This is a genomic window from Nocardia neocaledoniensis, assembly GCF_003182135.1.
GTDB lineage: Bacteria > Actinomycetota > Actinomycetes > Mycobacteriales > Mycobacteriaceae > Nocardia > Nocardia neocaledoniensis.
Genome location: NZ_QGTL01000003.1, coordinates 85,233 through 97,803, shown reverse-complemented (window position 1 = coordinate 97,803; position 12,571 = coordinate 85,233). Strand labels below are relative to the sequence as shown.

Genomic DNA, 12,571 nt, shown 5'->3' with positions numbered 1-12,571 from the left:
AGAGGAGGGGTGAGCTATGTCCGATTCTTGGCCGCGGCGGCGACTGCTCGCGATCCTACGTGGCGCGACCGAGCCCCTCGACGCCCAGGAACTGGCCAGGATCACCGGACAGCACGTCACGACCGTGCGTTTCCACCTCGATGTGCTCACCCGCGAATCGCTGGTCCGCCAGTTCCAGCAACCTCCGCGCGGCCGTGGCCGCCCACGCATCGGCTACCGCGCCGTCCAGCGCTCGGTGGGTTACCAGGAACTCGCCCAGGTCCTCGCCGACCACCTCGGACCCGACCCCATCACCCGTTCCGCCGCCGCGATCGCCGCGGGCCGCGCCTGGGGCGCGCGGATGGACATCGGCGCGCACCCGGTCGAGACGCTGGCCGACGCCAGGGACATCACGATGTCGCTGATGTCGGAACTCGGCTTCGCCCCGGAGAAGGACCCGGTCGGCGAGACCGAGGAACACGTGCAGATCACGCTCACCGCGTGCCCGCTGCGCGAACTGGCCCGCTCGCACTCCGAGGTGGTGTGCGGGGTGCACATGGGGCTCATGCGGGAGGTTCTCGACCGTAACGGCGCCCGCGGCCGCGTGGACGTGCGGCTGCATCCCTTCGTCGAGCCGGAGCTGTGCCAGGCCAGGCTGGAACTCACCCTCGGCGCGGAGAACTCCGCCGCGGCGCCCGGTGTGCCCGCCGCGGCCGACGAGCCGGTGATCGCGCCGTCAGGCCCGCGCGTCCCGCCACAGCTGCGTGACACCGACGCCGACATCTTCGAGCAGCCTGCGCAGCAGCGGTAGCCCGATCCCGATGACGCTGGACGGATCGCCCTCGATCCGGTCGACGAACCAGCCGCCCAGCCCGTCCAGGGTGAACGCCCCGGCGACCTGCAGCGGCTCGCCGGTGGCGATGTAGGCGTCGAGTTCGTCCGGCTCCGGCTTCGCGAAATGCACGGTGGTGCCGCTGCACTCGGCCGACTCGGCAACGATCTCGCCGTCGCGCAGCCGCAGCACGCAGTGACCGGTGAGCAGGTCGGCGCTGCGGCCCGCCATCTCGGCCCAGCGGGCCCTGGCGACCTCGGGCGTGTGGGGTTTGCCCTGCAGCCGCCCGTCGACCAGCAGCATGGAATCGCAGCCCACGACGACGCAGTCGGCGGCGAGCTCGGGAATCACGGCCGCGACGTCGGCCGCCTTGGCGCGGGCCAGGGCGACGACGACGTCGGATGCGGCGGTGTCAGGGGGAAGTGCGGCCGCGACCGCGTCCTCGTCCACGCCGGAGACCCGCACGACGGGATCGATGCCCGCCGTGCGCAGGACTCCGAGGCGGGCCGGGGACGCGGAGGCCAGGACCAGCCGGGTCACCTCAGCGCAGGTGCGACAGGAGTGGGTACGCGTACGGCGAGAACGGGGAGGTGCCCCGGTGCTGCAGCGTCGGCACACCCCAGCTGTCGGCCGGGCCCGCCGGCGCGCTCGCCGGCGCCGCCGCGGCGGCCGCGCTCAGCACGGCGACCAGGGCCGCGATGTCCTCATCGGTGGGCGCGCCCTTGACGATGCGGAACAGGGGCTCTCCGAGTGCCTCGGCGGGTTCGCCGGTCACCGCGCTCGCGGACAGTTCGACCTCGTCGACGAGTGGTTCGACAGCGAGCTCGAGCTCGGCGGCGGTCAACACGTCTTCTTCTGCCACAGTGGTCACAGTGCCAGATCCTTCCTGCCTCATCCGGGAGGTCCTCCCGGGCGATGCTGTACTACTCCGAATGACTACAGCGCGGTTGCCGCGATCATTCCCGGTAGGGACGCGACGATCAACTGTTGCGTCTCACGATCAAGTGTGCGCGGCCTACCGGGGATATCGCGTTTTCAGAGCGGAATGTTGCCGTGTTTCTTCGGCGGAAGGGTCACCATCTTGCGCTCGAGCAGACGCAGCGCCGACACGATCTGACCGCGGGTGTGCGACGGCGGGATGACCGCGTCGACATATCCGCGCTCCGCGGCGACGTACGGGTTCACCAGGGTGTCCTCGTACTCGTTCTGCAGCTCGAGGCGCAAAGCGTCCACGTCGGCGCCGCTCTTGGCGGCCTCCGACAGCTGCTTGCGGTAGACGAAACCGACGGCGCCGGAGGCGCCCATGACGGCGATCTGCGCGGTCGGCCACGCCAGGTTCACATCGGCGCCCATGTGCTTGGAACCCATCACGTCGTAGGCGCCGCCGTAGGCCTTGCGCGTGATGATCGTGATCTTGCCCACAGTGGCCTCGCCGTAGGCGTAGAGCAGCTTCGCGCCACGGCGGATGATGCCGTTGTATTCCTGGCCGGTGCCGGGCAGGAAGCCGGGCACGTCGACGAGGGTGATGATCGGGACGTTGAAGGCGTCGCAGGTGCGCACGAAGCGCGCGGCCTTCTCCGAGGCGTCGATGTCGAGGCAGCCGGCGAACTGGGTCGGCTGGTTGGCGACGATGCCGACGCTGCGGCCGTCGACGCGACCGAAACCGCAGATGATGTTCATCGCGCGCTCGGCCTGCACCTCGAGGAACTCGTCGTCGTCGAGCAGCCGGGTGATGACCTCGTGCATGTCGTACGGCTGGTTCGGCGAGTCCGGGATGATCGTGTCGAGCTCGAGGTCCTCGTCGGTGAGCGAGTCCTCGATCGCGCCGGTGATCGGGTCCGACGGCTCGTGCCGGGGCGCCTCGGCGCGGTTGTTGCTGGGCAGGTAGCTCAGCAGGTCCTTGACGTAGTCGAGGGCGTCCTGCTCGCCGGAGGCCACGTAGTGGGCCACGCCGGACTTGGTCATGTGGGTGTGCGCGCCGCCGAGGTCCTCCATGGTGACCTCTTCACCGGTGACGGTCTTGATCACGTCGGGGCCGGTGACGAACATCTGCGAGGTCTGATCGACCATCACCACGAAGTCGGTGAGCGCGGGGGAGTACACGTGGCCGCCCGCGGCGGGGCCCATGATCAGCGAGATCTGCGGGATCACGCCGGAGGCCTGCACGTTGCGGTGGAAGATCTCGCCGTAGAGCCCGAGCGAGACGACACCCTCCTGGATGCGCGCGCCAGCGCCCTCGTTGATGCCGACGAGCGGACGGCCGGTCTTGAGCGCCAGGTCCATCACCTTGACGATCTTCTCGCCGTAGACCTCGCCGAGCGAGCCGCCGAAGACGGTGACGTCCTGGGAGAAGATGCACACGTCGCGGCCGTCGATGGTGCCGTAACCGGTGACGACGCCGTCGCCGAGCGGGCGGTTGTTCTCCAGGCCGAAATTCACGCTGCGATGCTTGGCGAGGGCGTCGAGTTCGACGAAGGAGCCCTCGTCGAGCAGGGCCAGGATGCGCTCGCGCGCGGTCATCTTGCCCTTGGCGTGCACCTTGTCGACTGCGGCCTCACCCATCGGGTGTTGCGCTTCTTCCAGCCGATTCCGCAGGTCAGCCAGCTTCCCGGCGGTCGTGTGGATATCGGGGGCGCCCGCCGATTCCGATGCGGGCTGCTGCTGGACACTCGTCATGGGTTGCGAGTGTAACGAGTGACACCTCGTAGCACTACGGCAGTACGGCTACTCGCCGGTAGAGAAATCCCAGCTAGGTGCGGCCACAAGATCGCCGGTCCCGGGCCGAGTAGCGTGCCGGGAATGAACAGGGCACCGATCGATGCGCAGCGTCTGCACAGCTCCTCGGCCGATGGGCCGCTGTCGTTCTACGACCGGATCGAGGTCGTCGAATCGACCGGATCGACCAATGCCGATCTGGTGGCCCGCGCCGCCGACACCGCCGTCGACCGGCAGGTTCTGCTGGCCGAGGAGCAGGTCCACGGCCGCGGCAGGCATGCCCGCTCCTGGGTGAGTCCGCCGCGCGCGCAGATCTCACTGTCGATCCTCGTGCGGCTGCCCGATATCGACCCCACCACCCTGGGCTGGTTGCCGCTGCTCACCGGTGTCGCTGTCGTCGACGCGCTGCGGGCGACGCCAGGGGTGAGCGCCGACCTGAAGTGGCCCAACGACGTGCTGCTCGGCGGCCGCAAGCTGGCGGGCATCCTGGCCGAGGTCGCGGCCACCGGCGCCGCACCGGCCGTGGTGGTCGGCATCGGCGTCAACGTCGACCTCGATCAATCGGAGCTGCCCGTCCCCCACGCGACTTCGCTGACCCTGGCCGGGGCGGACACCGACCGCACCGCGCTGGTCGCGGCGATCCTCACCGAATTCGCCGCCCGCTTCACCGCCTGGCAGCGGGCGGGCTGGGCGACGACCGAACTGGCCGCCGCCTACCGCGAACGGTGCGCCACCATCGGCATCGAGGTGCGCGCGGAGCTACCCGGTGGCCAGGTCGTCACCGGCGTCGCGACCGATGTCGACGACACCGGCAGGCTGCTGATCGGGGACCGGGCCGTCTCGGCGGGCGACGTCTCCCACCTGCGCGGACAGTACTGACAGCGGCCCGCCGGTCAGGCGCTGTGGCTCGCTCCCGCGCCACAGCGCCTGACCGATCGACCGGGCCGCGAACGCGCCCGTACCTCTCAGCGGGCCGCGACGCCCGCGTTGCGCTCGGCGACCTCGCGCTCGCGGGCGAGCAGCCGGTCGCGCTGCTCCTCGAACTTGAGCACGTCCTTCTCCAGCTTCACCAGGAACTGCGCGAGCTCGTCGCGCGCGATCTCCCCGGCGGACCCGAAGTCGTTGCGGCCGAAGATGTCCCACTGCTTGAGCACGGGCCGCACGACCTCGTCGAGGTGCTGGCGCAGGTCGTAGATGCCGTGCTTGGCCATCAGCACGCCGTTGCGGCGCCAGTTCGGCATGCCCGCGCCGGGCATCTCGAAGTTGGTGAGCACCTTGGTGATCGCGGGCATCGCCTGATCGGGAACCAGGTCCAGGGCGGCCGCGCACAGGTTGCGGTAGAAGATCATGTGCAGGTTCTCGTCGGTGGCGACGCGGGCCAGCATGCGGTCGGCGATCGGGTCGTCACAGACGCGGCCGGTGTTGCGGTGGCTGACCCGGGTGGCCAGCTCCTGGAACGTCACGTAGGCCACGTTGACCAGGAACCCGCCCCAGTTCGCCGGGGCGTGCGCGCCCTGGGTCATGTGGACCATGCGCGCCTCTTCCAGCGCCACCGGGTCGACGCCGCGGGTGACGACCAGGTAGTCGCGGATGACGATGCCGTGGCGGTTTTCCTCGGCGGTCCAGCGACCGACCCAGGTGCCCCAGGCGCCGTCCTGGGAGAAGTTCTCGGCGATCTCCCGGTGGTAGGACGGCAGATTGTCCTCGGTGAGCAGGTTGGTGATCATCGCGGCCTTGGCGACATCGGTGAGCTTGGATTGCTCCGGCTCCCAATCGATTCCGCCCATCGCGGCGAAGTTGCGGCCCTCGTCCCACGGCACGTAGTCGTGCGGGTGCCAGTCCTTGGCGATCGAGAGGTGCCGGTTCAGATTCTGTTCGGCCACCGGTTCCAGGGCCGTCAGGATTTCGAGCTGAGTCAGGGTTTTGGTCACGCGTGCCTCCACTGTCGGGTGTCGAGCAAGCAGGAAATGGGCGAAACCTGGCAACGAGCGTCGAATCACAGTATCGCCTCGGCCGTGGCATCGAGAAATGCGGCGTGACAACGGGGTATCGTTCGGCCATGGGGTACCCGGAGGACGTTCTCGCGCCCGACGAACAGCTGATCCTGCACCGCCACCCGCATTGGAAAATGCTGGTGTGGCCGGTGATCACACTCATCGGCGGCACCGCGATCGCCGGGTTCCTCGGCGGCCTGGCCTGGCGCAACACCGAGGGCCACGTGCGCACCGTCCTGCTGATCCTCATCGGGCTGATCTGGCTCGGGCTCATCCTGTGGCGCTGCGTGGGCAAGGTGATCGCCTGGAAGTCCACCCATTTCATCATCACCGACCGCCGGGTGCTGGTGCGTCAGGGCGTGATCACCCACACCGGCATCGACATCCCGCTCAGCCGCATCTCCAGCGTGCAGTTCCAGCACGGGGTGTTCGACCGGATGCTCGGCACCGGCACGCTGATCATCGGCTCCTCGTCGGAGGAACCGCTCGAATACGACGACATCCCGCAGGTCCAGCAGGTGCACGCGCTGCTCTACCACGAGGTGTTCGAGGCGGGCAGCCGCCGCGACCAGTCCTGGGGCGGCGGTTACCGGTGAGCGCGCGGCGGCATCCGTAATCTGAGCACATGACCGCCGTACTGCTCGCCGAGGACGACGAGGCGATCGCCGCCCCGCTCTCCCGCGCCCTCGGCCGCGAGGGTTACACCGTCACCGTCGAACGGTTCGGGCCCGCCGTGCTGCGCCGCGCCCTCGAAGGCGACCACGACCTGCTGATCCTCGACCTCGGCCTGCCCGGCATGGACGGGCTGGAGGTGTGCCGTCAGGTCAGGGCCAGCGGCGCCGATCTGGCGGTGCTGATGCTCACCGCGCGCACCGACGAGGTCGACTTCGTCGTCGGGCTCGACGCGGGCGCCGACGACTACGTCGGCAAGCCGTTCCGGCTCGCCGAACTGCTGGCACGGGTGCGGGCGCTGCTGCGGCGCAGCGGCATCGGCGACGACGCGGTGGAGGTCGGCGGCATCCGGCTCGAACCGGCCGCCCGGCGCGTGCTGGTCAACGGGGCCGAGGTGAATCTGGCCAACAAGGAGTACGAGCTGCTCAAGGTGCTCATCGACCGGGCCGGCCAGGTGGTGCCGCGCGAGACCATCCTGCGCGAGGTGTGGGGCGACGCCGACCTGCGCGGCTCCAAGACCCTCGACATGCACATGTCCTGGCTGCGCCGCAAGATCGGTGACGAGGGCCCGATGGCGGAGCGGCGCATCGTCACCGTGCGCGGCGTCGGCTTCCGGTTGAACACCGACGGACCGTCGACCGGCAGAGGCTAGTGCGTCGCCGCATCCTGCGCTCGATCCTGACCGTGCTGACCATCACCACGGTCGTGCTCGGCGTGCCGCTGATCTACACGGCCTGGCTCTGGGTCGAGGACATCACCCGCAACGATCTGCAGAGCCGGCTCGAGCGCATCGCCGCCGAGGTGATCGCCCAGGAACGCGCCGACGGCATCGTGCCCGACGGGCTGGACACCCGAGCGATGCGGGCGCTCGTGCCGGAGGGCGGCAAACTCACGATCGTCTATCCGGCGCCGCACGACAACGCCGCCCGCAGCGACATCGGCGTCGACCACGTCGACGATCCGCTGGTGGAATCGCTGTCGATGGGCACCTCGGGGTCGCTGCGGCTCGAAGTGCCCGCCGGCCCGATGAAGGCCAGGCAGGAGCAGGCGGTGGCCGCCGTCGCGCTGGCCGTGCTCGCCTCGTTGGGCGCCGCCTTCTCGGTCGCGGTGGTGACCGCGCGCCGGGTCGCCGATCCGCTGCGTGACGTGGCCGCGCGCGCCGCCCGGCTGGCGATGGGCGACTTCCGGCCCGACCCGCGCAGGCACGGCATCGCCGAACTGGATCGCGTCTCCGATGTGCTCGATTCGGCCACCGTCGAGATCGCGGGCCGGCTGCAGCGCGAGCACGCGCTCGTGGCCGACGTCTCGCATCAGCTGCGCAGCCGGCTGACCGCGGTGCGGCTGCGCCTGGACGAGCTGTCCACGCACGCCGATCCCGAGGTGGTGCACGAGGCCGAGGAGGCCATGGCGCAGGTCGACCGGCTCACCGACGCCATCGACGACCTGGTCCGCGCTTCCCGCGACGAGGACGCCGCCGACCGCGATCCCGTCCCCGTGATGGCCGAGCTGCGCGGGGTGATGGCCGAGTGGGCGCATCCGTTCACCGAGGAGGGCCGTGAGCTGCGGCTCATCGGTGACGAGTCGTTGCGCGCGCCGATCACCGGCTCGCGGCTGCGCGAAGCGGTCGCGGTGCTGGTCGACAACGCCCTCATGCACGGCGGCGGCACCTGCACGGTGTCGGTGCGCACGGTCCCGACGATGAGCGCGCGCGACCCGCTGATCTGTGTGGAGGTGGCCGACGAGGGCGAGGGAGTGCGTGACGAGCTCGCGCCGCACATCTTCGATCGCGGCTTCTCCGCGGGTGGTTCCACCGGTGTCGGGCTGGCGCTGGCCCGTGCCCTGGTGGAGGCCGACGGCGGGCGCTTGGAGCTGCAACGGCGCCGTCCGGCCCTGTTCGCGGTGTTCCTGGGTTCCAAGGTCAACCGGTCACCGAACGCGACCCTGACCGAACCGCGCTGACCTCAGCTGTGGCCGAGGTGCTCCTGCTCTTCCTCGATCAGGTCCTCGAACTCGGCGACGATCTCGTTCATCTCGTCGGGGAAGACCCAGCGGCGCATCGCCCAGAACCGGAACGCCATCTGCAGCAGGTTGCCGATGATGAACGCGCTGACGAAGTCGGCCACGTTCTCGACCAGGAAGCTCACGTTCGGCTGCCGCAGGTCGAAGACGTAGCTCGAGATCCACAGCGGGATGTTGCTCAGCACCACGCCGATGCCGCTGACACCGAAGAACAGCAACGCCTCGTGATGCTTCTCGCGGCCGCCGCGATTCTTGAACGACCACTCCCGGTTCAGGATGTAGGACGCGATCACCGCGACCACGCCGGAAATGATCTTGGCGGTGACCGGCTTCTCGCTGAGTACGGTCCATTTCAGGAGGTAGAACAGGCCGCTGTCGATCACGAAGGTGGTGGCACCGACGATGGCGAACTTGATCAGCTCACGGTGCCGGTACGCGATATCGCGCAGGCGCGGGGGAAGGACGCTGACCACGTCGTCGACGATTGACACGAGTTCCGAGTGTACCGGTAGCAAAGATTCGCTTTCGACATGACAACATTGCACGACGTGAGTGCACGTTCGTTCGATCCGTCTGCCATGCCCACCGTCACGATGGTCGGTGGGGGCCAGCTCGCGCGCATGACCCACCAGGCCGCCGTCGCCCTAGGCCAGCGGTTGCGGGTGCTCGCCGAGCGCCCCGACGACCCCGCCGCACAGGTCACCCCCGAGGTGGTCCTCGGCAGCCACAGCGATCTCTCGGCACTGCGCAAGGCCGCGGTCGGCTCGCACGCGCTGACCTTCGACCACGAGCACGTGCCGACCGAGCACCTCGAGGTGCTGGTCGCCGAGGGCGTCAACGTGGCCCCGCCCCCGCAGGCGCTGATCTTCGCGCAGGACAAGCTGGCCATGCGCACCAAGCTGTCCGAGCTGGGGCTGCCGGTGCCCGCGTTCGTCGAGGTCACCGCGCCCGCCGACGCGATCGCCTTCGGTGACGAGCACGGCTGGCCGTTCGTGCTCAAGGCCGTGCGCGGCGGCTACGACGGTCGCGGCGTGTGGATGCCCGCCGACGCCGCCGAGGCCGAGCGCCTGGTCACCGAGCAGCTCGCGCACGGCGTGCAGCTGCTCGCCGAGGCGAAGGTGGATCTGGCACGGGAGCTGTCGGCGATGGTCGCGCGGTCCCCGTTCGGGCAGGCCGCGACCTGGCCGGTGGTCGAGACCGTGCAGCGCAACGGTCAGTGCGCCGTGGTGCTCGCGCCCGCCCCCGGCCTGGACGAGGACCTGGCCGCCCGCGCCGAGACGATGGCGCTGGAGCTGGCGGCCGGGCTCGGCGTCGTCGGTGTGATGGCGGTGGAGCTGTTCGAGACCCACGACGGCGAGATCCTGGTCAACGAGCTGGCGATGCGCCCGCACAACTCCGGCCACTGGGGCATGGACGGCGCCCGCACCGGTCAGTTCGAGCAGCACCTGCGCGCGGTCCTGGACTACCCGCTCGGCGACACCACCCCGCTCGCCCCGGTGACGGTGATGGCCAACATCCTCGGCGCCCCCGAGGCGCCCACGATGTCGATGGACGAGCGGCTGCACCACCTGTTCGCCCGGCTGCCCGAGGCGAAGGTCCACCTCTACGGCAAGGGCGAGCGGCCCGACCGCAAGATCGGCCACGTGAACATCCTCGGCGACGACGTCACCGAGACCAGGGAGAAGGCCGAGCGCGCGGCACACTGGATGTCGCACGCCGTCTGGACCGACGGCTGGGACCCGCACGGGGCATGACCCTCCACCACGACGAAGGAATGCAGAGATGAGCAACGGTCCCCAGGTCGGTCTGATCATGGGCAGCGATTCCGATTGGCCGACGATGGAGGCCGCCGCCGAGGCGCTGGCCGAGTTCGGTGTGCGCTTCGAGGTCGGCGTGGTCTCCGCGCACCGCACCCCGCAGCGCATGCTCGACTACGCCCGTGACGCGGCGGGTCGCGGCATCCAGGTGATCATCGCGGGCGCGGGCGGCGCCGCCCACCTGCCCGGCATGGTCGCCTCGGCCACGCCGCTGCCGGTCATCGGCGTCCCGGTCCCGCTGAAGTACCTCGACGGCATGGACTCACTGCTCTCGATCGTGCAGATGCCCGCGGGCGTCCCGGTCGCGACCGTCTCCATCGGCGGCGCCCGCAACGCGGGCCTGCTGGCGGTGCGCATCCTCGCCGCCGCCGACCCGTCCCTGCGCACCCGCATGGAGCAGTTCCAGGCAGGCCTGGAAAAGATGGTCCTCGACAAGGACCAGGCCCTGCGCACCAAGCTGCTGGGCTAGGACGGCGCCGTCGTGGGCGGTGACTACGGTGGGCGGGTGGCTCACGACGATGCGGCGCAGTTCCGGCTCACGGTGGTGGATCAGGCGTTGCGGTTGTTCGCCGAGCGGGGGTACGAGGCGACGACCGTGGACGAGATCGCGGTGGCGGCCGGGATCTCCCGGCGGACCTTCTTCCGGCAGTTCCGGTCCAAGGAGGACGTGATCTTCGCCGATCACGAATTCCAGCTCGCGCTGGCCGCGGAGTCGTTGGAGCGCTCGACGGGCGATCCGTGGGACGCGGTGTGCGAGGCCGTGATCGGGGTCTTCGAGCGGTTCACGCAGTGGCGCGACATCGCCGCGCGCCGGTATCAGGTGGTGCGGCGGGTGCCCGCGCTGCGGGAGCGCGAGATCGTCACCGTGTTCCGGTACGAGCGGCTGTTCACCGACTTCCTGCGCGAGCGGCTGCCCGAGGTACCCGACCTGGTGCGGGTGCAGTTCACCGCGGCGGTGACCGCGACGCACAACTACCTGCTGCGCCGGATGGTGCGCGGCGAGCCCGCGGCCGCGGTCACCGATCTGCGCACCGAACTGGCGCAGATCCCGCGCGGGCGTCGGGAGCGGGCGGCGGGCGAGGAGCTGGTCGTCGCGGTGTTCCCACGGGACATGCCGTCGCGCCAGGTGGCGGACCTGATCACCGCTCGCCTCGATAACCTGTGAACGCGGCCCGGACCGCAGCGCCATGATCTGACACTGAGTGCCATCGGTATATGCCCATGTCGCTCGCGACCGCCGAGGGTATAATCTGAGCGGAATGGCACTCGGTGCCGACCGTTCGACGCTGTCGACCGCAGCGATCACCACCCACGACCAGGAGCGTGCCCGATGGCGGGAAACCCGGATTTCAACCTGTTCCAGCTCGAGGACTTCCACGATGAGCTCCGCGGCGCCATCCGCGGCCTCGCCGAGAAGGAGATCGCGCCCTACGCCAAGGACGTCGACGGCAACGCCCGCTTCCCCGAGGAGGCGCTGACCGCCCTCAACGCCGCCGGTTTCAACGCCGTGCACGTGCCCGAGGCCTACGGCGGCCAGGGCGCCGACTCGGTCGCCACCTGCATCGTGATCGAGGAAGTCGCCCGCGTCTGCGGTTCGTCCTCGCTGATCCCGGCCGTGAACAAGCTGGGCACCATGGGCCTGATCCTCAACGGCTCCGAGGAGCTGAAGCAGAAGGTCCTCGGCGACCTGGTCGAGGGCAAGATGGCCTCGTACTGTCTGTCCGAGCGTGAGGCCGGCTCCGACGCCGCCTCCATGCGCACCCGTGCCAAGGCCGACGGCGACGACTGGGTCCTCAACGGCTCCAAGTGCTGGATCACCAACGGCGGCAAGTCCGAGTGGTACACCGTGATGGCCGTGACCGACGCCGAGAAGGGCGCCAACGGCATCTCCGCGTTCATGGTGCACAAGGACGACGAGGGCTTCGTCGTCGGCCCGCTCGAGCACAAGCTGGGCATCAAGGGTTCGCCCACCGCCGAGCTGTACTTCGAGAACTGCCGCATCCCGGGTGACCGCATCATCGGCGAGCCCGGCACCGGCTTCAAGACCGCGCTGCAGACCCTGGACCACACCCGCCCGACCATCGGCGCGCAGGCCGTCGGCCTGGCCCAGGGCGCCCTGGACGCCGCGATCGCCTACACCAAGGACCGCAAGCAGTTCGGCAAGGCCATCGCCGACTTCCAGAACACCCAGTTCATGCTCGCCGACATGGCGATGAAGGTCGAGGCCGCCCGCCTCATGGTCTACACCTCCGCGGCCCGCGCCGAGCGCGGCGAGAAGAACCTCGGCTTCATCTCCGCCGCCGCCAAGTGCTTCGCCTCCGATGTGGCCATGGAGGTCACCACCAACGCCGTCCAGCTCTTCGGCGGCGCCGGCTACACCACCGACTTCCCGGTCGAGCGGATGATGCGCGATGCCAAGATCACCCAGATCTACGAGGGCACCAACCAGATCCAGCGCCTGGTGATGTCGCGCCAGATCCTGCGCTGATCGCCTCCTCGCGCCGGCACCTCGGCGGCCCCCGACGTTCGCGTCGGGGGCCGCC

The 12,571-nt window shown here is 69.7% G+C and carries 14 protein-coding genes; 9 read left to right on the top strand and 5 right to left on the bottom strand.

Annotated features, from left to right (window positions below):
- Window positions 1-16: 16 nt before the first annotated feature.
- Window positions 17-790 carry a helix-turn-helix transcriptional regulator gene (locus DFR69_RS08680; protein ID WP_110036982.1) on the top strand — a complete coding sequence of 258 codons (774 nt, stop codon included), beginning with the start codon at window positions 17-19 and terminating at the stop codon, window positions 788-790.
- Here DFR69_RS08680 and DFR69_RS08675 read toward each other — a convergent pair.
- From DFR69_RS08675 to DFR69_RS08665, 3 genes are all read right to left on the bottom strand, one after another.
- Complete coding sequence (locus DFR69_RS08675) at window positions 716-1,351, bottom strand: Maf family protein (RefSeq protein ID WP_110036981.1); 636 nt, start codon at window positions 1,349-1,351, stop codon at window positions 716-718. The genes DFR69_RS08680 and DFR69_RS08675 overlap by 75 nt on opposite strands.
- Before the next feature lies 1 nt (window position 1,352).
- Complete coding sequence (locus tag DFR69_RS08670; protein WP_244198168.1) at window positions 1,353-1,682, bottom strand: acyl-CoA carboxylase epsilon subunit; 330 nt, start codon at window positions 1,680-1,682, stop codon at window positions 1,353-1,355.
- A 164-nt stretch (window positions 1,683-1,846) separates the two neighbouring features.
- Window positions 1,847-3,487 carry an acyl-CoA carboxylase subunit beta gene (locus DFR69_RS08665; RefSeq protein ID WP_110036979.1) on the bottom strand — a complete coding sequence of 547 codons (1,641 nt, stop codon included), beginning with the start codon at window positions 3,485-3,487 and terminating at the stop codon, window positions 1,847-1,849.
- Window positions 3,488-3,610: 123 nt separating this feature from the next.
- On the opposite strand from DFR69_RS08665, the gene DFR69_RS08660 reads away from it, so the two are divergent.
- Complete coding sequence (locus tag DFR69_RS08660; RefSeq protein ID WP_110036978.1) at window positions 3,611-4,405, top strand: biotin--[acetyl-CoA-carboxylase] ligase; 795 nt, start codon at window positions 3,611-3,613, stop codon at window positions 4,403-4,405.
- A gap of 86 nt (window positions 4,406-4,491) precedes the next feature.
- Here DFR69_RS08660 and DFR69_RS08655 read toward each other — a convergent pair whose 3' ends face one another.
- A complete protein-coding gene (locus DFR69_RS08655) occupies window positions 4,492-5,457 on the bottom strand; it encodes an acyl-ACP desaturase (protein ID WP_110036977.1) in 966 nt (321 codons plus the stop codon).
- 128 nt (window positions 5,458-5,585) lie between these two features.
- On the opposite strand from DFR69_RS08655, the gene DFR69_RS08650 reads away from it, so the two are divergent.
- Genes DFR69_RS08650 through DFR69_RS08640 form a run of 3 tightly spaced genes read left to right on the top strand, consistent with a single transcriptional unit; the run spans window position 5,586 to window position 8,151 of the window.
- Entirely contained in the window at window positions 5,586-6,116 is a 531-nt protein-coding gene (locus DFR69_RS08650) for a PH domain-containing protein (protein ID WP_110036976.1), read from the top strand.
- A gap of 29 nt (window positions 6,117-6,145) precedes the next feature.
- Window positions 6,146-6,844, top strand: a complete 699-nt coding sequence (locus DFR69_RS08645; protein WP_110036975.1) for a response regulator transcription factor — start codon at window positions 6,146-6,148, stop codon at window positions 6,842-6,844.
- A complete protein-coding gene (locus DFR69_RS08640; RefSeq protein ID WP_110036974.1) occupies window positions 6,844-8,151 on the top strand; it encodes a sensor histidine kinase in 1,308 nt (435 codons plus the stop codon). Before DFR69_RS08645 ends, DFR69_RS08640 begins: the two co-directional genes overlap by 1 nt.
- 2 nt (window positions 8,152-8,153) lie before the next feature.
- Here the strand turns inward: DFR69_RS08640 and DFR69_RS08635 are convergent, their stop codons facing one another.
- Window positions 8,154-8,702 carry a GtrA family protein gene (locus DFR69_RS08635; RefSeq protein ID WP_110036973.1) on the bottom strand — a complete coding sequence of 183 codons (549 nt, stop codon included), beginning with the start codon at window positions 8,700-8,702 and terminating at the stop codon, window positions 8,154-8,156.
- A gap of 39 nt (window positions 8,703-8,741) precedes the next feature.
- On the opposite strand from DFR69_RS08635, the gene DFR69_RS08630 reads away from it, so the two are divergent.
- The 4 genes from DFR69_RS08630 (at window position 8,742) to DFR69_RS08615 (ending at window position 12,516) form a co-directional block, all read left to right on the top strand.
- Window positions 8,742-9,965 (top strand): 5-(carboxyamino)imidazole ribonucleotide synthase, encoded by a 1,224-nt coding sequence (locus DFR69_RS08630; RefSeq protein WP_110036972.1) that lies wholly within the window; start codon window positions 8,742-8,744, stop codon window positions 9,963-9,965.
- Between the two features lie 28 nt (window positions 9,966-9,993).
- Window positions 9,994-10,497: a 5-(carboxyamino)imidazole ribonucleotide mutase gene (gene purE, locus DFR69_RS08625; protein WP_110036971.1), complete on the top strand. Its 504-nt coding sequence runs from the start codon at window positions 9,994-9,996 to the stop codon at window positions 10,495-10,497.
- A gap of 36 nt (window positions 10,498-10,533) precedes the next feature.
- On the top strand, window positions 10,534-11,193 hold the full coding sequence (locus DFR69_RS08620) for a TetR family transcriptional regulator (RefSeq protein WP_110036970.1): 660 nt from the start codon (window positions 10,534-10,536) through the stop codon (window positions 11,191-11,193).
- Window positions 11,194-11,358: 165 nt separating this feature from the next.
- Window positions 11,359-12,516 (top strand): acyl-CoA dehydrogenase, encoded by a 1,158-nt coding sequence (locus DFR69_RS08615; RefSeq protein WP_110036969.1) that lies wholly within the window; start codon window positions 11,359-11,361, stop codon window positions 12,514-12,516.
- The last annotated feature ends 55 nt before the right edge of the window (window positions 12,517-12,571 follow it).